The 20,996-nt window shown below is 38.5% G+C and carries 20 protein-coding genes; 10 read left to right on the forward strand and 10 right to left on the reverse strand.

Translation table 11 applies throughout. The features are described 5' to 3' along the window. Positions 1–11: 11 nt before the first annotated feature. The 4 genes from HWV58_RS13415 to HWV58_RS13430 all read right to left on the reverse strand — a co-directional run bounded on the left by HWV58_RS13415 (position 12) and on the right by HWV58_RS13430 (position 2,346). Positions 12–464, reverse strand: a complete 453-nt coding sequence (locus tag HWV58_RS13415; protein ID WP_175634593.1) for a 3-oxoacyl-ACP synthase — start codon at positions 462–464, stop codon at positions 12–14. Between the two features lie 50 nt (positions 465–514). Then, the gene (locus HWV58_RS13420; protein WP_175634594.1) at positions 515–859 is read right to left on the reverse strand and encodes a DUF1801 domain-containing protein; all 345 of its coding nucleotides are present in this window, start codon (positions 857–859) and stop codon (positions 515–517) included. Positions 860–958: 99 nt separating this feature from the next. After that, positions 959–1,534 carry a nitroreductase family protein gene (locus HWV58_RS13425; protein WP_175634595.1) on the reverse strand — a complete coding sequence of 192 codons (576 nt, stop codon included), beginning with the start codon at positions 1,532–1,534 and terminating at the stop codon, positions 959–961. Between the two features lie 251 nt (positions 1,535–1,785). Continuing rightward, positions 1,786–2,346, reverse strand: a complete 561-nt coding sequence (locus tag HWV58_RS13430) for a hypothetical protein (protein ID WP_175634596.1) — start codon at positions 2,344–2,346, stop codon at positions 1,786–1,788. 184 nt (positions 2,347–2,530) lie between these two features. Here HWV58_RS13430 and HWV58_RS13435 point away from each other — a divergent pair, with 184 nt between their 5' ends. The 6 genes from HWV58_RS13435 (at position 2,531) to HWV58_RS13460 (ending at position 8,317) form a co-directional block, all read left to right on the forward strand. Further along, on the forward strand, positions 2,531–4,153 hold the full coding sequence (locus HWV58_RS13435; RefSeq protein ID WP_175634597.1) for an ABC-F family ATP-binding cassette domain-containing protein: 1,623 nt from the start codon (positions 2,531–2,533) through the stop codon (positions 4,151–4,153). A gap of 69 nt (positions 4,154–4,222) precedes the next feature. Further along, positions 4,223–4,879: a hypothetical protein gene (locus HWV58_RS13440; RefSeq protein ID WP_175634598.1), complete on the forward strand. Its 657-nt coding sequence runs from the start codon at positions 4,223–4,225 to the stop codon at positions 4,877–4,879. A gap of 142 nt (positions 4,880–5,021) precedes the next feature. Then, complete coding sequence (locus HWV58_RS13445; protein WP_175634599.1) at positions 5,022–5,717, forward strand: DUF4397 domain-containing protein; 696 nt, start codon at positions 5,022–5,024, stop codon at positions 5,715–5,717. Between the two features lie 118 nt (positions 5,718–5,835). Continuing rightward, positions 5,836–6,420 (forward strand): RNA polymerase sigma factor, encoded by a 585-nt coding sequence (locus HWV58_RS13450; protein WP_175634600.1) that lies wholly within the window; start codon positions 5,836–5,838, stop codon positions 6,418–6,420. Then, positions 6,413–7,648, forward strand: a complete 1,236-nt coding sequence (locus tag HWV58_RS13455) for a hypothetical protein (protein ID WP_175634601.1) — start codon at positions 6,413–6,415, stop codon at positions 7,646–7,648. The genes HWV58_RS13450 and HWV58_RS13455 overlap by 8 nt, the downstream gene beginning before the upstream one ends. Positions 7,649–7,672: 24 nt before the next feature. Continuing rightward, the gene (locus HWV58_RS13460; protein ID WP_235972729.1) at positions 7,673–8,317 is read left to right on the forward strand and encodes a Uma2 family endonuclease; all 645 of its coding nucleotides are present in this window, start codon (positions 7,673–7,675) and stop codon (positions 8,315–8,317) included. Positions 8,318–8,401: 84 nt separating this feature from the next. On the opposite strand, the gene HWV58_RS13465 is transcribed toward HWV58_RS13460, so the two are convergent. Together HWV58_RS13465 and HWV58_RS13470 are read right to left on the reverse strand one after the other, a co-directional pair. Then, positions 8,402–8,908: an FKBP-type peptidyl-prolyl cis-trans isomerase gene (locus HWV58_RS13465; RefSeq protein ID WP_124561265.1), complete on the reverse strand. Its 507-nt coding sequence runs from the start codon at positions 8,906–8,908 to the stop codon at positions 8,402–8,404. A 10-nt stretch (positions 8,909–8,918) separates the two neighbouring features. After that, a complete protein-coding gene (locus HWV58_RS13470) occupies positions 8,919–10,928 on the reverse strand; it encodes a thioredoxin domain-containing protein (RefSeq protein WP_175634602.1) in 2,010 nt (669 codons plus the stop codon). A gap of 115 nt (positions 10,929–11,043) precedes the next feature. On the opposite strand from HWV58_RS13470, the gene HWV58_RS13475 reads away from it, so the two are divergent. Beyond that, the gene (locus HWV58_RS13475) at positions 11,044–12,027 is read left to right on the forward strand and encodes a PDDEXK nuclease domain-containing protein (RefSeq protein ID WP_175634603.1); all 984 of its coding nucleotides are present in this window, start codon (positions 11,044–11,046) and stop codon (positions 12,025–12,027) included. A 39-nt stretch (positions 12,028–12,066) separates the two neighbouring features. Beyond that, positions 12,067–13,164, forward strand: coding sequence for a mandelate racemase/muconate lactonizing enzyme family protein (locus HWV58_RS13480; protein WP_175634604.1), 1,098 nt, complete (start codon positions 12,067–12,069; stop codon positions 13,162–13,164). 291 nt (positions 13,165–13,455) lie between these two features. Here the strand turns inward: HWV58_RS13480 and HWV58_RS13485 are convergent, their stop codons facing one another. Both HWV58_RS13485 and HWV58_RS13490 read right to left on the reverse strand, forming a co-directional pair. Beyond that, positions 13,456–14,352, reverse strand: coding sequence for a glycoside hydrolase family 25 protein (locus HWV58_RS13485; RefSeq protein WP_175634605.1), 897 nt, complete (start codon positions 14,350–14,352; stop codon positions 13,456–13,458). Positions 14,353–14,441: 89 nt separating this feature from the next. Further along, positions 14,442–15,122, reverse strand: coding sequence for an SAM-dependent methyltransferase (locus tag HWV58_RS13490; protein ID WP_175634606.1), 681 nt, complete (start codon positions 15,120–15,122; stop codon positions 14,442–14,444). A gap of 510 nt (positions 15,123–15,632) precedes the next feature. Here HWV58_RS13490 and HWV58_RS13495 point away from each other — a divergent pair. Continuing rightward, positions 15,633–16,880 carry an MFS transporter gene (locus tag HWV58_RS13495; RefSeq protein WP_175634607.1) on the forward strand — a complete coding sequence of 416 codons (1,248 nt, stop codon included), beginning with the start codon at positions 15,633–15,635 and terminating at the stop codon, positions 16,878–16,880. A gap of 20 nt (positions 16,881–16,900) precedes the next feature. On the opposite strand, the gene HWV58_RS13500 is transcribed toward HWV58_RS13495, so the two are convergent. Both HWV58_RS13500 and HWV58_RS13505 read right to left on the reverse strand, forming a co-directional pair. Further along, positions 16,901–17,881, reverse strand: a complete 981-nt coding sequence (locus tag HWV58_RS13500; protein ID WP_175634608.1) for a glycoside hydrolase family 43 protein — start codon at positions 17,879–17,881, stop codon at positions 16,901–16,903. Between the two features lie 455 nt (positions 17,882–18,336). Further along, entirely contained in the window at positions 18,337–19,707 is a 1,371-nt protein-coding gene (locus HWV58_RS13505) for a dipeptidase (protein WP_175634609.1), read from the reverse strand. Between the two features lie 281 nt (positions 19,708–19,988). Here HWV58_RS13505 and HWV58_RS13510 point away from each other — a divergent pair, with 281 nt between their 5' ends. After that, positions 19,989–20,972, forward strand: coding sequence for a GDSL-type esterase/lipase family protein (locus HWV58_RS13510; RefSeq protein ID WP_175634610.1), 984 nt, complete (start codon positions 19,989–19,991; stop codon positions 20,970–20,972). Positions 20,973–20,996: the final 24 nt, after the last annotated feature.

Consider the following 20,996-nt stretch of genomic DNA (forward strand, 5'->3'; position numbering starts at 1 on the left):
CCAATTACAACTTAAAGTATTTCTTTTACCAGGTATTCTTTCCCATTAAACTTAAAGCCCTCATTTTTGGCTTTTCCAATCAGCAATTTACCAATAGGCGATGCCTGCGATACTGCGAAGAACTTCTGTCCATCTACATTTAATTCTCCTGCGCTAATGCTGATATAGAAATTACCCTCAGAGGTGAATACCAGGCTACCATTTTTAACCAGCTTAGCTGATTCTACATTTTCGAGCTGTTGCAAGGCAATTTTCTGCTGCCCGGCTTCGTACAACAATTTACTGTTCCGGTCCATTTCCTGCTGCATCATTTCGCGTGTGGTTTCGTATTTATCGCCGGCACTGCTCTTGGTATCATCATTTGAAGCCTGACGGGCCTGCTCCATTGAATAAGTGATATTCTCTATTCTTTTTTGAATGAAGGTTAAACACAGTTGATATAAATTCGACTTTAAAGTAGACATAGTGGGTAATGGAAAATGTAATAATGTAAAATGAGCGAGGCGAGATGGTTTTATTTTCGAAGCGCAAAGGCCTGTACTAAAATGGATTCGATCTTCGTTTTGGGAATATCATCCAGGTGGTTGATTAATAAAATCTTCATTCGGGCCCTTTTCTCTTGCAATAAATCTTCGTGTTCGATGTGTTTTCCATCTACCAAACCAATATAAGGCTGATGGAGTTTTTTATGAATCCAAAGATAACAGAACATTTTTCCTTTATGGTAATAAAAAGGCATACCGTATTTCCAATGTTCGGTAATATCAGCATAGCCCGTTAAAAGCAACCTTAAATACTGGAGGCAACTTTTAACAGGCTCATCTTTTTGCTCAAAATATTGATCGAGTGGATTTAGCATATCAGGACCAAATGGAAAACGTAAAGGTGTAAGATAACAAACTCCAGGTAAAATTAACCATTGGCTATTGGCTATAATCCATCAGCTATTAAATACAAACTACTCTTCAATCCAGCTCACCTTTTCGGCAATCGGTCCACGGTTCGGCTCCCAGGGTTTTTCGTTGTGGTAGCCCATGTAAAACAAACCGATGCATTTTTCGTTTTCTTTCAGTTTTAAGAAATCGCCCAAATCATCAATCAGTGGTGGCGAACTCCAGTAAGCGCCAACTTTTAAACTCTCTGCTGTAATTGCCATGTTTTGTACTGCACAAGCCACAGCTGCCAATTCTTCCCATTCGGGTATTTTACCGCTAACCTGCATGTTAATGGCAATAATACAATCGGCCTGACTCGTTTTTTCGGTAAAACTATCGTATTTCTTCTGTAAAAACTGTTGTGGACTTACCAATGCTTTATACAAACGGCCTAGCTCTTCGCCCAACTTAGCTAAGCCTGCTTTTCTGATCACCACAAAACGCCAGGGCTCTGTTAATTTATGTGTTGGTGCGTAATTAGCCGTTTCTAAAATCTGGTTAATCACTTCAACAGGGATTTCTTTCTTAATATAACTCGCCGGAAAAATACTACGGCGCTCTTTTATAACTTTTGATACAATTTCGTAAGTAGTACTCATGTGGTAAAAATAGCGAAAAGTGGAAAGACCCAAGCAGAAAGCAGAAAGCGAATCGAACTACACCGTAAGATTTGACTTTAATATAGCGGAAAGACTAAAGCTGAAAGCGGAAAGACCAAAGCGGAAAGACCAAAGCAGAAAGCAAAAAGAGTAAAAGCAAAAAAAATAAAATACCAGATACTTAATACTCTTTACTTTATACTAAATACTTAACACTTGCTACCCAATGCTCGCTCCCCCACCTAGCCGCCTTACCTCCTAACCGAAAGCTGTTTCCTAATCTGTTTAACCTTCGCAAAAAATGCAATACTCTCTTTATCGACTAAAAAATCCATAGTTTCCATCAGTTCATCTTTAATCCAATTGTGCTTAGTATTTAAATTGGCCAGTATATTCAAACAGTGCGATTTAATGGCTACAGGTACCTTTTCATCAATCAACCAGCTAAAAACAACTTCAACCAAATGGTCGGTATCGTAATTAACAATGATTTCCTTCATTTCTGACGATGCATTTTTCTTTGTCATAAAGGCAAGGATTTTAACAAAGTGCCTTAGGGCTGAAAAATTGGTTTGGAGTGGAAATTTTTCCAGAAAATAAAGACTATGGGGCAAAAACCTATCCTGATGATTAGTGTATACATTTTCTAAAATCCAGGCCGCCCTGAAACCAATCTGTTCATCCGCATAAAAACTAATGTCGATCAAATCTTTAACCGAAAAAGTATCTTCAGATGCAATGGCGGCCAGTTTTTCTACTTTATTTTTCTGAAGGGTCGTTTTGATGGTTTCGAGTAGCGGATGGTTTTCCATGAGGCTAAAATAAATGTTTTTCCACAGATTAACAGATTAAACCTTATTGTTTTTTTCAATACCTTCCCACCTTTAACCTTCCCGCCTTCAAGCCTTTCAATTTTTATAACTTTCCAACTTTTAACCTTCTACTTTCCTACCCTCAACCTTTTTGCCTATCTTTGCGCCTTATTTCAATTATAGCATGATTTCAGTTTCTAATTTATCGTTACGATACGGCAAACGCACATTATTCGAGGATGTTAACTTAAAATTTACCCAGGGCAACTGCTATGGCGTAATTGGCGCTAACGGTGCAGGTAAATCTACTTTCCTAAAAATTTTATCGGGAGAAGTTAGCCAAACTTCGGGCAGTGTTGCTTTTACTCCGGGCGAAAGAATGGCGGTTTTAAAACAGAACCATTACGAGTTTGACGAGTTTTCGGTATTAGAAACAGTTATGATCGGTCATAAAGAGCTTTATGCCATTATGAAAGAGAAAGATGCCATTTATATGAAAGAGGATTTTACCGAGAAGGATGGCGAACGTGCCGGAGAACTGGAAAATCTTTTTGCTGAAATGGATGGCTGGAACATGGAAAGTAACGCTGCAACCATGTTGAGCAACTTAGGCATAACTGAAGACAACCATTATAAATTATTAAAAGAGCTTGATAACACACAAAAAGTACGTGTATTATTAGCTCAGGCCCTATTTGGCAACCCAGATATTTTATTACTGGATGAGCCAACCAACGATTTGGACATCGAAACCATTGCCTGGTTAGAGAACTTTTTAGCCGATTACCAGAATATTGTATTGGTTGTATCGCACGACAGGCACTTTTTAGATGCTGTTTGTACGCATATTGTGGATATCGATTTTGCTAAAATGAGCATTTACACAGGTAACTATACCTTCTGGTACGAATCTAGTCAGCTGGCGTTAAAACAACGTAGCGACCAGAACAAGAAAATGGAAGATAAAGTGAAGGAGTTGCAGGAATTTATCCGGAGGTTTAGTGCAAATGCTTCGAAATCTAAGCAGGCTACTTCGCGTAAAAAGGCTTTAGATAAGATTGATATTACCGAGATTAAGGCATCAAGCCGTAAATATCCGGCCATTATATTCAACAATACCGGCCGTGAGGCTGGCGACCAGATTTTACAGGTTGAAAACCTTGGTAAAAGCGGAAATGACGGTGTATTGTTCGACAAAATCACTTTTATGGTAAATAAAGGAGATAAGATTGCCATTTTATCTCAAAACAGTTTGGCTACTGCAGCGTTTTACGATGTATTAACCGGTCGCGATGCAGCCCATAAAGGTGAATTTAAATGGGGTGTTACCATCAGTACTGCCGATATTCCGAACGATAACTCTGAGTACTTTGCAGGAAAAGACGAAAACCTGGTAGACTGGTTACGCGAATATTCTGGAACTGATGCTGATGAGCAATTTGTACGCAGCTTTTTAGGCCGTATGTTGTTCTCAGGTGAGGAAGTATTGAAAAACGTTAAAGTTTTATCGGGAGGAGAGAAAATGCGTTGTATGTTCTCGAGAATGATGCTTCAACAAGCCAATTTACTAATGTTTGATGAGCCGACCAATCACCTTGACTTAGAATCGATTGAGGCATTAAACAATGGTATGAAAGATTTTAAAGGTGCGATATTGTTTACATCGCGAGATCACCAGTTAACAGAAACAGTTGCCAACCGGATTATTGAAATTACGCCAAAAGGTACTATTGATAAGTTAATGACATACGATGAGTATATTAACAATGCTGATGTTGCAAAACTCCGCGAAGAAATGTACGGCTAAAAAAAATAAGCGGAAAAAGAGTTTTGATATGATGTCAAAACTCTTTTTCTTTATACAATAATTTAAGTTATGAAAACGCTCCTCTCTATCCTTCTTTCTTTCATCTGTTTTTCTGTTTCAGCCCAAAAAACTGATTCTACACATACTCACTATCGGTATGTACGCGGAGGCTTTATTGAGCACTCTACAGAGTTAAAATCACAAAAGGGTATTAAAAATGGCATAGCGACCATAGTTTCAGGCAAAAAGAAACTTGCTACAGGCATGTACAAAAACAACGAACGAATAGGCCGTTGGCATTTTTTCTGCCCCCTTGATACACTTGAACAGATATATAATTACTCCACCAAAAAGTTAGAATACAATGTACCGATTGAAGAGATAACTTTCGAAATTGATTCACTAAAAGAAGGTGATAAAGTTATTTATCCGGCAAAAATTGGTGGCCATTTATACGGAATGTCCTTTTTGACCGATCGCTTTCATATTCCAAATGAATTAAAGCATATAAAGGGATTTCATAAATTAAGCTATATTTTTACCATCAGCGATAGCGGTCAATTAACTAACTATGAAGTAAAAATTACTTCTCCATCTTATAACAAAACTGAAATCATTGCCCTTTCTAAGTTGCATCCTGATGATCTCTCCTTTGTACCTGCAAAAGTTAATGGAAGTGCTGTAAAAAGCAAACTAATTATAAATGGCGATATAACGGTAGATTAACCAAAAATCTTATCACAACACATTAATTTCTTAAAAAAATAATTTCTGCTGTAGCGTTTTCATTGCCTTAATCGTTTTACAAGAAAAAAGCGTTAATGGCCATTAACCAATTTTGTTCAAAAAATTGATTTAAAACATTAAAATGAAAACTAATTTGAAAAACTTCGGTATCACTACTAAAATTATTTTCTCTCTCCTAGCAATTACACTGACTATAACTGCCTGTAAAAAAGACTTTAACAACGATCCTATCGAAGCTGCCGGTATTGGCTTTGTACACGCATCGCCAGGAACAGCAGCCTTAGATTTCATCCTCGACAACCAAAAAATAAACAGCTTTACCTATAACAAAGATTTAGGTTACTATGCTGCTTATCCAGGCACGAGATTGGTTGGAGTAGCTAAAAAAGATTCATTAAAATATTTAACTACTGCTACAGCAACCTTAAAATCAGGATCTTTTTATTCTGTTTTCGTGGTTGATACTTTAAAATCGACCAAACTTTTGGTTTTGGAAGACGATTTAAAAGCACCTGAAACCGACAAAGCTAAAGTTCGTTTTGTAAACTTAAGTCCAGGCTCTAGCCCCTTTGATTTAGCTATTGCCGGCACTGAAGCTCCATTATTTACAGCAAAAGCATTTAAAGAATTTACAACCTTTACCAACATTGCACCTAACGATAGCTACACTTTCCAGTTAAAACAAGGTGGAACAGTTAAAGTTACTTTGCCTGCAGTAAAAATTGAAAAAGGAAAAATTTATACGATCTGGGCTAAAGGGTTATCATCTAAAACCGATAGCACGGGAGTTGGTTTGTCGGTTATGACAAACAAATAATCTACTCTACCTGTGGAAAATTGAAAATGACACTGCACATCAATTTTGGGCAGTGTTATTTTCTTAAATTTGTAAAAATCAATCATGATAAACCTTTAACAAATAGTCCTTTACAGGAGTGGTAAAAAAAATACTCAGTTTTGAGGAAATTTTAAAAGGCTGTGTAAAAAACGACAATGGCTGTAAAGAAATGATGTATAAATCATTTTATGGCTATTTAATGGGCATTATTTTAAGGTATACCAAGAATCCTTCGGATAGTGAAGAGCTTGTAAATGATACGTTTATCAAAATTTTCAAGCATGTAGGCACTTTCAAACCGCCTAAAAACCCCGAAGAGTTACAGCGTTCGTTTAAGGGCTGGATTGCGCAGATCGCTTCGCGTACCGCTATAGATAAAATACGGAGTTCAAAAATTCAGTTTTATGTTGATGATCTGGCAGAACACGAACATCCGGTTACAAACGTTTCAGTAGCCTCCGAACTTCATGTTAATGATATTTTGAACTTACTAAATCACTTACCAGATACGCAGAGACTGGTATTTAACTTATATGAAATTGAAGGCTTTGCACACGATGAGATATCGAAAATGCTGAATATCCCCGAGAGTTCGAGCCGTGTTTACTTAACACGCTCTAAAAATAAGTTACGTACCCTTTACCTAAATACCTTGGTTAATTCATATGAAAAAAATGGATAAGGAATTAATTGAGCATATCAAATCACAGCTTCAAAGCCACGAGGAACAATATCCTGTGGGGGCCTGGGAGCGCTTTTCAGGAAAAGAAGAAAAGAAACGGCGGATTGCATTTTGGCCGTTATGGGCCGCTGCTGCCTTAATTTTTGTATTTGGCGGGGTATTTTTTGCACTTAACTCCCAGGAACAAAAAAATGAGATCGCTGCTGTTAAACCTTATACTAAACAGCAGAATGACAAGGGTACTCAACTAAAAGTTGATAAAACCAGAGAGATTAAAGAAAATCCTGCACCTGTAACCACCCTTAATGGTACTAACGAAGCACTTTTAAGCATTAACAGAAATACTCAAAATACAAGCAATACAAAACCTTTAGCAGCTGAAAGCACTAACTATGCTGTGCTTCAAAATACTGAAGAAACTGGTTTAACCAACAGTAACCTACTCGATAATACCCTTAAAGGAATTAATCTGGCTAATTCCCCGGTTAAACCTATAGATATTTTAAGCACGCAGAAGAAAACTGCACCTGCTCCTGTTCAAAGATTGAAATTTGAAGATTTACTGGCACAGGATAGTCGTGATAATCAAAATAAGCCGGTTTCAAAAACAGGCCAGCCATCTAAATGGACACCTGATGTGTATGTGGCCCCTTCGATGGGAAATGACAATAAGGTAACCATGAACTATGGTGTTTCCCTATCTTATGCTATAGCCAATAAATTGTCGATCAGTTCGGGTGTTTCCTATGCTTCAATCAGTACCACCGAATCACTGAATGCTCAGGCTCCGCAAAGCTTATCGGGCAAAAATTTAACCTCAGTTGATGCCAAAGTGCGCGGAATAAACATTCCTTTGGAATTAAAATATAACATCAGCGATAAACTATATACCGGTGTTGGTATTTCGGCATTAGCTGTAATCAACAACAGTCAGCAGAATAATTATATCGTTAATCAGGTGCAAAATGTTTCTTATTCTACAGCAAATGGTCTGGCCGATCAGAAAATGCTGATTGTACAGGAGAAAACAACTGAGCCGCAGCCCGAAAATAATATAGATCCGGATAAATACATTGGGTTTTACAATTTCTCGCTGGGTTATAAACAGAAAATTTCGAAAAAGAATAACATTTCAATTGAGCCTTTTTTAAGGTTGCCCATGAAAACTTTCTCTAAAGAAAACCTGAATCTTACCAATGGTGGCTTGCGATTGAAGATCGATTTTTAGCCAATCGTTTAATATTTATTATATTTGGTTAACGCCACTACGAAAAATATTAAACCATATCCAACTGAGGAAGAACTTCCTCCTATTCAAACTGTTAACGAGGTAGATTTCGCTGGCTATTATAGCTATGCCGATTATTTGCGTTTTACTTTTGAAGAGCGTTTGGAAATTATTAAAGGACATGTTTTCAGAATGAGTCCTGCTCCTTCACGCCTTCACCAGCGCGTATTAACCAATATTTTTGGTCCAATTTATAACATCTTAAAAGGAAAACATTGTCAGGTGTACACTGATCCTTTTGATGTACGTCTGGCTAAGAAAACACAAGATAACAAAGAAGTTTTTACTGTAGTTCAGCCAGATATTGTTGTAGTTTGTGATCATGAAAAGCTGGATAAGCGGGGTTGTATTGGTGCACCCGATATTGTGGTTAAAATTTTATCACTAGGCAACAATAAAAAGGAACTGATTAACAAATATGAAGTTTACGAAGAAGCCGGTGTTAAAGAATATTGGATTGTAAGTACTTCTGATAAAACATTTTTCAGGTATATTCTTGATGAGGATAGTAAATTTAAGCCTACCAAATTACTTACCACCGGCGAGGAGGTAACTACCAGCATTTTACCGGGCTTTACACTGGTATTGGAAGAGGTTTTCGAGGATTAAACGTGGATATCAACGAAAGAAGTCAAGTTTGAATGGCAAAGTTGCTATTTAAACTTGACTTCTTTGAAATCGCTTATTTATGACTTAGTGACCTGAATGACCATCAGCACCGTGTGCGTGACCATGAGCCAACTCATCTTGTGTAGCTTCGCGTACGTTTAAAATCACACCATTAAATACCAGGTTTTTACCTGCCATTGGGTGGTTTAAATCTACAGAAATGGTATCTTCGTGCACAGCAGTAACGCCTGCTCTGAACTGGTTACCATTGTTATCCTGCAAAGGAATCACATCACCAACATTTGGCAATTCGCCACCAGCTTCAGTAAACATGGTTTTTGGCAAATCAGCAAAAGCACCTGGATCAATTGTTCCGTAACCATCTTCAGCAGATAATTCGAAAGCATATTCATCACCAGTTTTTAAGCCGGTTAAATGCTCTTCAAACTTAGGCAACATCATGCCTACGCCATATAAAAATACTAAAGGATTTTGCTCATCGGCTTTTTCTACAAAAACCTGTTGTCCTTCTTCGTTAGTAGTATGCAATTCGTAAGTTAATGCGACTACTGAGTTTGGTGAAATATTCATCTATTTTTCTTTATTGTATGTGCGTTAATGCTTCCTCAACAGTGTTAACCGGTAACTGGCATACTTTATTTCGGCAAATATAAACTTTTGTTTCATTGCTTTGCTTACCTTTTAACAGCGGCAGGTTACTTTTTGTTCCGCCCAACACAATTTTGTTCGGAATATAATGTCCGCTTAATGCCAGTTTAATCACTTCACTTTCTAATCCGGTAATGGCAATTTCGTTTGTACCATAAACTTCGTTTAATAACTGTATGGCCCAGTTAGAATAAGCCGAACCATAGGTTTTAATTTTAGGTTCTACCGCAGCTAGCATTTCTGCAGCTTTTTCGGTATAACTTTCCAAATCAAAAAGCAGTCCAAGTTTTTTAAGGTTCTGTGCCATGGCAGAGTTAGAAGCCGGAATTACGTTATCCATTACCTCGTGTTTACGGGCAATTAAATCTTCCCCTTCAGCAGAGGTATAAAAGAACATAGGCGAATCTGTATCTGTAAAATTGGCGATTACGTAATCCGCTAATATTTTTGCTTCATCCAGCCACTTTTCATCGAAATCATATTCGTACAGGGCAATTAAAGCTTCAATCAGAAAAGCATAATCATCGAGAAAACCGGTAATAGATGCTTTTGTGTTTTTATAGTTGCGGTATAAACCACCTTCTGCCGATCTCAGGTTAGTTAATATAAATCTGGCTGCCGCCGAAGCCCTGTCGTAATAAGGTTTATGGCTTAAAACAGTTGCAGCATCGGCCAGGGCCTTAATCATCATGCCGTTCCAGGCAGTTAAGCATTTATCATCCAAACCAGGCCTAACACGCTTATCTCGCTCAGCCATTAGTTTAGCTTTGGCAGCTTCTACCTTATTGTACAGGGTTTCTGTATCAATCCCGAATTTATGTATTAAATCATCGTCATTAACGGTTTTACGCAAAATATTGGTTTGCTCTTCTTCCCAATTGCCTTCTTCAGTAACATTGTAGTACTCGCCTATCAAAGCAGCATCACTGTCTAATACAGCATCAAAAGCCGCTTTATCCCAAACATAGAACTTACCTTCCACCCCTTCGCTATCTGCATCCAGGGCCGAATAAAATAAGCCATCAGCCGAAGTCATTTCGTTAAAAACCCATTCAATGGTTTCGGTTGCAATTTGTTTAAAGGAATTGAACCGGGTACACTGATATGCCTCTGTATATAAACTGATTAATTGGGCGTTATCGTAAAGCATCTTTTCAAAATGTGGTACGTGCCATTTATCATCTACTGAATAACGGGCAAAACCACCTCCAATCTGATCGTAAATACCACCGCGTCCCATTTCTTCGAGGGTATGGCAAACAGCTGTAAAAACAGATTGATCGTCGTTTAAAAATCCATAACGCAACAGAAACACCCAGTTATTGGGTAATGGAAATTTTGGTGCCCGGTTGTAACCACCATAACCAATGTCGAAATGACGTTTCCAGGGTTCGATAATTTCAGTCAAATGTTCTTTGGTATAATCATCCTGGTTAACTGCCGGAATTATCTTTTCGCTTTCCCGGATACCCGAAGTTAGCCTTTCGGCATATTGGATGGCTTTATCAGGTTCATTTGCCCATAAGCCAGCCACATTTTCCAGGATATTGATCCAATCGTTCTTTCTAAAATAAGTTCCTCCATAAATCGGACGCTGATCGGGAAGGCAGATACAATTTAATGGCCAGCCGCCGCTGCCGGTCATGAGTTGAATGGCGTACATGTAAATCTGGTCGATATCGGGACGTTCCTCACGATCGACCTTTATGCACACAAAATGCCGGTTCATTACTTCGGCTACTTCGTGGTTTTCGAAACTTTCGCGTTCCATTACATGGCACCAATGGCAGGCAGAATAACCTATACTGACTAAAATCAGTTTGTTTTCGGCTTTGGCTTTTGCTAATGCTTCTGTCCCCCATTCGTACCAATCAACCGGATTATGGGCATGTTGTAGTAAATAAGGTGAAGAAGCGTGGATTAAATTATTGGTTTCTGACATGTTAGCAACAGGGAAAATGGAGTTTTAATTTGAAGCGTAAATCTATTAATAATCTACAAACCTGTTTCTATTTAGTTTTTGTTTTTATACTTTAGTTGAGAAATCTGCTTGATGAATGGAGTTGACAACAAATGAGTTATTTAATGCCATAAGAGAGATTGTAAACCAATCTCGTTTAAAAATATTCCGTGCCGCAAATTCTGCACTGCTGGAATCATACTGGCAAATTGGAAAACTTATTGTTGAAGACGAACAACAGGGAAAACTGCGTGCAGATTACGGGAAAGCAACGTTGAAAAATCTCTCAATTCAATTAACTTTAGAATTTGGAAAAGGCTTCGACGAACGAAATTTGAATAATATGAGGTCGTTTTATTCTGCATTTCCGATTTGGTACGCATTGCGTACCGAATTGAGCTGGACGCATTATCGGATCTTATCCCGAGTAGATTCTGAAGAAAAAAGAAAATTCCACATCAATGAATCTATAACCTCTAACTGGAACAGTAGAGAACTACAGAGGCAGATTAATTCCCTATCTTATGAAAGAGCTATAGCAGCTCCAAAAGAAATTAAAACCCAAGCCAATATTCAGGATTACATTAAAGATCCCTATATATTTGAATTTTTAGGATTGAATCCTGATATTAAAAACACAGAGAGGAGCTTAGAATCTGCAATTATAAACCATCTTCAAAAATTTTTATTGGAGTTTGGCAAAGGTTTTGCCTTTGTTGCCCGTCAACAGCATATAGCTACAGATACTTCAGACTTTTACATCGATCTTGTGTTTTACAATTACATTTTAAAATGTTTTGTGATTATCGATCTTAAGACGACAAGTTTAAGTCACCAGGATATTGGCCAAATTGACATGTACGTTAGGATGTTCGACGATTTGAAAAGAAACGACGGCGACAATCCGACCATTGGCCTGTTACTCTGTACCGAAAAAGATGAAACGATAGTAAAATATTCCGTTTTAAGCGACAAAAATCAACTTTTTGCCAGCAAATACCTATTGTACTTACCGAAAGAGGAAGAGTTAAAAGCAATGATAGAACAGGACAGACAACGTTTCGAATTAGACAACCTATAAATCCTACACCCTCAGCCTTATACCTCAAGCCTTAAAAACATGAAAATCACCCATACCGAAATATACCGCTTTAGCATCACCATGGAGCCTTTCGTGATTGCAACAGGTACCATGCACTTTGCACAAAATGTATTGGTGCGCATTTACACCGACGCAGGCATCCACGGCATTGGCGAATGTTCTGCATTCCCGATGATTGTAGGCGAAACGCAGGAAACCTGTATTGCTATGGCTAAAGATTTTGCCGCCATTTTAAAAGGCAAAGATCCGTTAGATATTCCGGAGCGAATGAATGATTTGCTGGGTTATGCCGATCATAACAGCACCATTAAAAGTGCTTTTGACATGGCTTTGTTTGATATTGCGGCTAAACATGCCAATTTACCCCTATACAAATTCTTAGGTGGACAAAAACGTATCATTGAAACCGATATGACGATTGGTATTGACACACCTGAAGGAATGGCCAATACTGCATTAAAATATAAAAGCCAGGGGTGCCGCATCCTTAAAATTAAACTGGGCAAAAACGTCCATGATGATATAGAACGGGTAAAACACATCCGCGAGGCTGTTGGCGAAGCAATAACCTTACGCCTGGATGCCAACCAGGGCTGGAGTTTTGATGATGCCCTGTTTGCCTTGGGTGCACTTGAAAAATATAATATTGAATTTTGCGAACAACCCATGCGCACCTGGTACGATGACAAACTACCCGAACTTAACCTCAATTCGCCAATTAAACTAATGGCCGATGAAAGTTGCTACAACCACCACGATGCCCGAAAACTGATTAACAGCCAGTCGACAACCTACCTGAACATCAAATTTTCTAAATCTGGAGGAATCTTAGAAGCACAGAAGATACACGAAGAGGCTTTGCAAACCGGTGTTAAATGCATGATTGGCAGTATGCTCGAAACCAGAATTGCACTAAGTGCTAACCTGCATTTCGCATACGCGAGCCCGAATGTAGAGTTTTTTGATCTTGATACAGCTTTATTAGGCCACCTGGTTGATCCGGTTGTTGGTGGATTAACCTATAATGGCTACTTTTTGGATGTACCAGATGAAATTGGTATTGGTGCTGAAGCAGATGAATTTTTCTTAGAAAAATGCGAAAGCTGGACGGTTTAGTTCATTCGTTCAATAGTCATTTGTTCATTGGATCTTGCCAACGCCATATAATGTTCATTGGTTCAATAGTCATTTGTTTATTGGTATGCATAGTTGTTATTTTTTCAGCGCAAATTATTCAAAGAAAGCATTATACGTTTATTAACTTATGCCTAAAAGCTATTGCCAATAGTTATGGCTCAAATATTAACAATTTAACTAATTGTTTATTAGGGCTTAAAACTTAACCTACCGACTTTTTTTTTGCGACATGATGAATGAACTAATGATCAATGAACAAATGAACCACTACTAATGAACCAGCATCTTATCCAGTGCCAAACTATCACCGTTAAAAGCATTAAAATCTACCACATGGCCAATGCCGTTTATTTTGGCTTTATCAGAATGTTGCCAGAATTTCCAGCGGCTATTATCCAGTCGTAATTTAGGTTGATAGTAATGCGCAATCCACAAAGGGTAATCGCTGAAATGAGTATCCAGGTAATCTTCATAAAACTTAAGTCCGGTATAGATTATTGGCCTTACTTTGGTTTTCAGTTCTACGTAATTCAGGAAATCGGACAGTTCGGCGCGCATTTTTAGCGGAGAAACACCATCCAGCGATTCAATATCAACCACAGGAGGCAAATCGCCCTTCTCTACATTTACCACCTGCAAAAAGAATTTAGCTTGTGTTTTTCCATCTTTACGAGGCCTGAAAAAATGATAGGCTCCGCAAATAATACCGGATTTAGGTGCTTCGCGCCAGTTGCGCTGAAAGTATGGATCGACCATTAAAACGCCTTCTGTAGCTTTGATAAAAGCAAAACTGATTTGCACCTCATCTTCCTTCATCGACTTTACTTTGGGCCAGTTTATTTTGCCCTGGTAATAGGAAACATCGATGCCGTGAACGGTATATTTTTTAGGAATTTTGATATTAAAACTCTCGTATGTGCGGTAGTTGGGATCTTGCCCCCAATCTTTAACCCAACGCCAGGTAGCTACAAAACCCTTCAAAATATAACCGTAATATAGTGGGGAAAGTAAAACCAGCAACAGAGCTGCAATGGCGATTTTAAGCTGTACAGGAATTTTAGTCTGTTTTTTTTTGCTGGCTGCAGGTTTCCTGACCGCCGGTTTTCGGACAACAGCTTTACGGGTAACAGGCTTTTTAACAATTGGGGTTTTTCTCTCTGGCGGCATATCCTATTTCTGCCTCTAATTTGGGTAAAATCTTTAAATTAAAAAATCGTTTTTATAAAAGGAGGCCTCTTTACAGGCTCTCCTATTTACTATTTCAATTTCATGCTTCTGGTACTCACCTTAAAACCTGTGCGTTGGGTAGCGCTATATTGAAAGAACAGATTTTTTGAATCTTTTTCATCTAACATTACCTTCTCCAGTAAATTGAGGGATGAGTCCCGAAAACCTAAAAAATTATCCTTGTACACTTTAATTTCAGTAGTGTAATAAAGGTCTTTTGTTTCACAGTCACCAATGTCATATTTTACCTCGTCAAAAAGCCACTCGCCCTGATTAGAATTACTTATAATATGCTTCATGCAGGCCAAGTCAAAATTGATCAGGGTTTTCAGATTAGTCGGTGTTTTCTCACTTCTTGTTTTAGTACTAAGGTTTACTTTAATTTCCTGCGGTAAATAAACTACATCTGGTCCCAGTTGACTAGCAATGTTGAGCATAATAAAAACCTGAGGTTCAGTAATCAGGGCCCGGTTCAAAGTTTCGCTTAAAACAATATCAATTTCTTTATCTGGTAAAACATAAGTGGTCGCATCGGCAATTTCAATGCGCTTTATATACCTTTCCAGGCCAAAAGCTGCAATTACATCAAGGAGTTTGTTGTAACTGTTTTGATTGATTTCCAACAGTGAAAACTGAACCTCTTCAGGACTAAATTGTATCATAACCGGCAATGCCAGCGCTGCAAAAGGCCCTGTACCTGCGTAAAGCACCTGAACCGGACCTTCTTTTTGTGCCAGCTTGTCTTTGATGGCTAAATAAAGTCCCCTGCAAAAACGTTGCGTTCTGAAAATTTCTTTTACACAAAAAGCAGCCCAAAACGTCCCAATGGCATCGCCGTAAGGCAGCTCAATAAATTCCCTGTCTACAACATTGTCTGGCTGTATGGCACCAATATCGAAAAGGAGCGTGGTATAATCGGCAATAGCAGGAGCCAGCTGGTCATGAAAATGGTCTGGTTTTAAAATATAGTTACTGATGTTACGCAGTTTTTCGATTGGCGTTTGCGTTTGAGGCGTGAATTTAATTGGATTACACTAAGACTAAAATAAGATTCTTGAAAGATAAAGAAGTATATAAATATTCGGGCATAATACAGCCGAAATATGCTAAAAATTCTAAAAGTAATAACCTGCATGTTTTTGTAAAAAGAGCCAGACAAGTCTAATTTTAGCCTTTAAATCAGTAATGCTTTGTTATTTTTGTCTGATTAAGCTCGACCAATGTTTAAACTCATTTTTAATACCTATAAAGCTTCTTTTAGCGGTCTCAGTAGCGAAACCTGGCTACTGAGCATTGTAATGATGTTTAACCGCTGTGGCAGCATGGCTGTTCCGTTTATGGGTTTGTATGTTACCCAGAGTTTACATCGATCAGCAATGGATGCCGGATTGATTATTACCTTATTTGGTGCAGGTTCTATTCTGGGTTCAGCAACCGGTGGAAAACTGACCGATATGATTGGGTTCAGGCCAGTACAGATCATTTCGTCCGTTATCAGTGGATTACTTTTTATTCTTTTCTCTACCATTACGCATTTTTCTACCCTTTGCGTCCTGGCCGTTGTAATCAGCTTTTTTTCAGAGGCTTTTCGTCCTGCAAACTTTACCGCAGTTGCACATTATGCCAAAGCAGACACTATAACGCGATCTTACTCTTTAAACCGTTTGGCGGTTAATATTGGCTGGTCGGTAGGTATTAGTTTGGCTGGTATTATTGCGTCAATTAACTACCGCCTTTTATTTATTGTAGAGGGCGGAGTGAGCATCATTGTTGGCTTATTGATTCTATCTTTTTTACCCCAGGTGAAAGGTTTTATTCAAAAGGCCAGGGAAAATGCCAGTAATATTGTGATTATGAAACCCTGGCAGGATACTTTTTACATCAAATTTATTCTGCTTACTACTCTTTTTATTACCTGTGCTTTTTTAATGTTCAGGGTTGTTCCCGTATTTTTTAAGGAGCAATGGCACATTAATGAATTTGCTATAGGTATTATTATTGGTATAAATGGGGCTGTAATTGCGCTGTTTGAAATGGTAATGATCAATAAGATTGAGGCAAAAAGATCACCAATGTTCTTTATTATTATTGGTGCGGTTTTATTCTCTGTTTCTTATATCATTTTAAGTGCGCCGATTAGTTTCCATATTATTGCCGCCGTACTTACCATTGTTGTTTTTACCTGTGGAGAGATGCTTACGCTACCATTCATTAATACCATAGTAATTAGCAGAAGCAATGAGCATAACAGGGGTTTATATGCAGCAGGTTATACTCTGAGCTGGTCGTGCGCACAGCTTGCAGGTCCTTATTTTGGATTTTTAGTGGCCAAAAACCTGGGTTACAACTGGCTTTGGTTAGGAATTGCTTGTATGCTTTTATTGTGTACCTGGGGTTTTAAAACACTCAATAAAGCACGCGTAAAAACGGTTTTGGAGGAAAGTGAAGTTCAGCTGGAAATCAAATAAAACTCCCAGCTGAACGGTAATTACTTAAATTTTTGCGCTTTAACCCCTTCGTTGGTAATTTTTACCGGAAGGATATTGCCATCTGCGTCAAATTTCATTTCATCGATACAGGTTTCGCGATGGTTTCCATCAGTTTCTGTTAGTGGTCTGCGGTGGTAAACAATGTAATATTTACCTTTTTTCTCATTGATGATTAAAGAATGGTGCCCTGCTCCTCTCGCAATTGTTGCGTCTTGCTGTAAAATTTTACCTACCCTTTTAAATGGACCAAATGGCGAATCACTTACCGCGTAGGCTACACAATAATCGGGTCCGGTCCAGCCGCCTTCGCTCCACATGAAATAATACTTACCATTTCTGATGAACATATAAGGTCCTTCTACGTAATTATCGGGAGTTATTTCTTTGAATATAGTTCCATCCTCGAAAGGCAGGAAACCGGTAAAATCTTTATTTAATTTGGCAATATTGCAGTGTTTCCAGCCGCCATAAATCAGGTAATATTGACCGTCTTTATCTTTAAACACAAACTGATCAATAGGTTGTGCGCCATTGTAGAACTTATCAACCAAAGGTTTACCCAAGTGATCTTTGTAAGGTCCTTCAGGTTTATCGGCCACTGCTACCCCAATTCCACCAATCTCCTTATCACTCTGAATATCGTTGGCACCGAAAAACAAATAGTATTTTTTGTCTTTCTGCACTATTGCCGGAGCCCACATGGCTTTATTGGCCCATTTTACAGCTGCTGTATCTAAAATATGTGGGTGTTTTTTCCAGGTTACCAGGTTATCTGATGAAAATGCATCCAGAAATACCTGCTCTTTGTAACGGGCAGAGTAAGTGGGGTAAACCCAGTACTTATTATTGAAAACAGCCGCGTCCGGATCGGCATACCAGCCTTTAAAAATCGGGTTTCCAGATTGCTTAATCGTTTTAGTATCCTGAGCAAAAGAAGCGAGCCCGGATAAAAGTAAAAGAGATGAGAATAAATATTTCATGGGTACAATTTAGAAAAAAATCTGTTTAACCGCAAAGTACGTGAAGAAATGGCGCGAAGGACGCTGAGCAGGGAGCCTATTTATCCAATTGCTAAAAAAACAACTAACCACAGAGGGCGTTGAGTTTTCACAGAGAAGTACTGAGGTATATTGCTCAATACTTTCCTGATTAAAAAATAGAGATTCTGGAATGCGCCAGAATGACGTATTCAATAACGCATAACCTTACTCTTCTTGTACGCTGTGTATTTTCTTTTTGTTCTTTGTGGTTTAAAAAAAAGCAGCGTTCAGGTTCTGGAAACAATTTACAGCTTTAGGGGCCTTTGCGTTACGCTCTGCGTGCTTTGCGGTTAAAAAGTAGCATTTTTACCTCTGATGAAATAAGGGTGTTAATTTTCAAAAAAAATCCCTGTTTAGCATTAAACCAAACAGGGATTAATGGACAGAAAAGAAGTTTATTTACTTAGTTCTGCGAAATATTTATGAAACAAAGGAAGGGTTTCAATTCCTTTGTAGTAATTATAGATATCGTATTTCTCGTTTGGTGAGTGCAATGCATCGCTATCTAAACCAAAACCAAAAAGTACCGATTTAATACCTAAAACATCTTCAAACAACGCCACAATTGGAATACTACCTCCACCACGGGTTGGAATAGCAGTTTTACCGAAACTATCTTCAATAGCTTTTTCGGCAGCCTTGTAAGCTACACTATCGGTTGGGGTTACCACCGGTTCGCCACCATGATGCGGAGTAACTTTTACTTTTACATTTTTAGGGGCAATGCTTTCGAAGTGTTTAGTAAAAATTTCGGCAATTTCTTCTGAGTTTTGGTTTGGCACCAAACGCATCGAAATTTTGGCATTGGCTTTACTTGGCAATACGGTTTTAGCTCCCTCGCCAATATAACCGCTCCAGATACCGTTAACTTCTAAAGTTGGTCTGGTACCGGTACGTTCTAAGGTAGAATAGCCTTTTTCGCCCCAAACCTCTTCAATATCAAGATCTTTCTTGTATTCTGCTTCATCATAAGGCGCAGCATTTAATGCTTTTTTCTCCTCGTCTGATAATTCCACCACTTTATCATAAAAAGCCGGAATAGTGATGTGGTTATTTTCGTCGTGTAAAGAAGCAATCATTTTGCAAAGAATAGTAGCGGGGTTTGCTACTGCTCCACCATAAACACCTGAGTGTAAATCGCGGTTCGGTCCTACCACTTCTACTTCCATATAGGCAAGTCCACGCAATCCTGTTTCGATTGATGGATGCTCCATGCTAATCATCGAAGTATCAGAAATTAAAACTACATCAGCTTTCAGGCGTTCGGCATTGTCCTTAACAAAAATACCAAGATTAGCTGAGCCAACCTCTTCCTCACCCTCAATCATAAACTTAACGTTACAAGCCAGGGTATTGGTCTCCATCATCAGTTCGAATGCCTTTACGTGCATGTAAAACTGACCTTTATCGTCGCAGGCACCACGTGCATAAATTTTACCGTCGCGAACAGTTGGCTCGAATGGAGGCGTATGCCATAATTCTAACGGATCAGCTGGCTGCACATCGTAATGACCATATATTAAAACAGTGGGTAAAGCGGCATCAATAATTTTTTCGCCATAAACAATAGGATATCCGGCAGTTGGACAGATTTCTACGTTATCGGCACCTGCATCCTTCAGTTTCTGTGCTACATAATCGGCAGTTTTTAAAACATCACCTTTATATTTAGGATCGGCACTAACCGATGGAAAACGCAATAACTCAAACAATTCATCTAAAAAACGTTGTTTGTGCGTTTCTACGTATTTTTTAATTTCTTGCATAACAAAATTAGTTTGGGCAAATATAGGTTTTACCTGATAAACGACACCAAATACAATCCAAATTATCGTTACCTAACCGTAAAACTATCCGGGTTGGCCATTGCATTGCAACACAAGATATAAGCCCGTACTTTTTTATCATCCCAAACTCGTCTGCCAACAAATACAAAAAAATGGTTTATTGTTTGTAAAAAAAGAAAACAGAGGACTTAATTTATATTTACTTTTTTGTACATTGCGCAAACAGATATCCTTAAACCTGCAAAGAAAGAAATTTTACAATGAAGCATAGTGCACTAGTATTTTTATCGCTGCTACTGCTTTGTGTTTGCAATTCGTCTTTTGCGCAGACTCCAGCCCCAAATCAGAGCCCAACACGTGTTAGCTGCCCCGAAGCTGCCCAGTATTATTCGAAAGATAGCATCAACATTGTAACTTTTGGAGCCAGTACTGTTGAAGGGGTAAACGGGCAAGGTTTTCAAACCATGCTGAAAAACAATTTTTTAAATTGCTACACCAATAAAATTGTAGATATAACCAACCATGGTATTGGCGGACAAACGACTTTTCAGGGGCTACTGAGAATTGACAATGCCATAAGCAACAGAACCGGCTTTATTGTAATAGACATGGGGATTAACGATGCAATAGCCATTACTGCAGGTAAAGGAAGCGTTGCTGAAACCATCGCCAACATGCGCGCTTTTATTACAGCCAGCCTGAAACAAAAGCTGGTACCTATTTTATGCACCCTGCAAAATATAGATGACCGTAACATCAAATCTTATGTTACTGTAAATGCCCACATTAGAAGTATTAATGCAGGATACAGACGCCTTGCAGCAGAATACAAAATCTATCTGGCCGATGTTAACGCTGCTATGAGAAGAGATTTCTCGCTCTATCAGGATCCTTTTCACCCCAATACGCGCGGTTACAGATTGGTAAGTTATGTTATTTTCGATGCCATAAACAAAGCTATTTTTGATAAGTTCTTAAAGTTTACAGTCACGCAGAACTACCCCAACCCTGCTTCCATGCAAACCTTTATTGATGTGGTGCTGCCCGAATCAGATAAAATCAATATCCAGATTTACGATTTAATGGGCCGTTTGGTCAAAACTGTTGTAAACGAGTACTTAAACACCGGCAAACACACATTGGAGATTAACACTTCTACCTTTGTTCCCGGCATTTATTTTTTTAAAATCTCTTCAGATTCAGGTCAGTACAATTCGGCCAAAAAGTTTATCGTTGCGCGGTAACAAAACAATTAATCATTAGTCACA

It is taken from the genome of Pedobacter ghigonis (assembly GCF_903166585.1).
In the GTDB taxonomy this organism is placed as follows: domain Bacteria; phylum Bacteroidota; class Bacteroidia; order Sphingobacteriales; family Sphingobacteriaceae; genus Pedobacter; species Pedobacter ghigonis.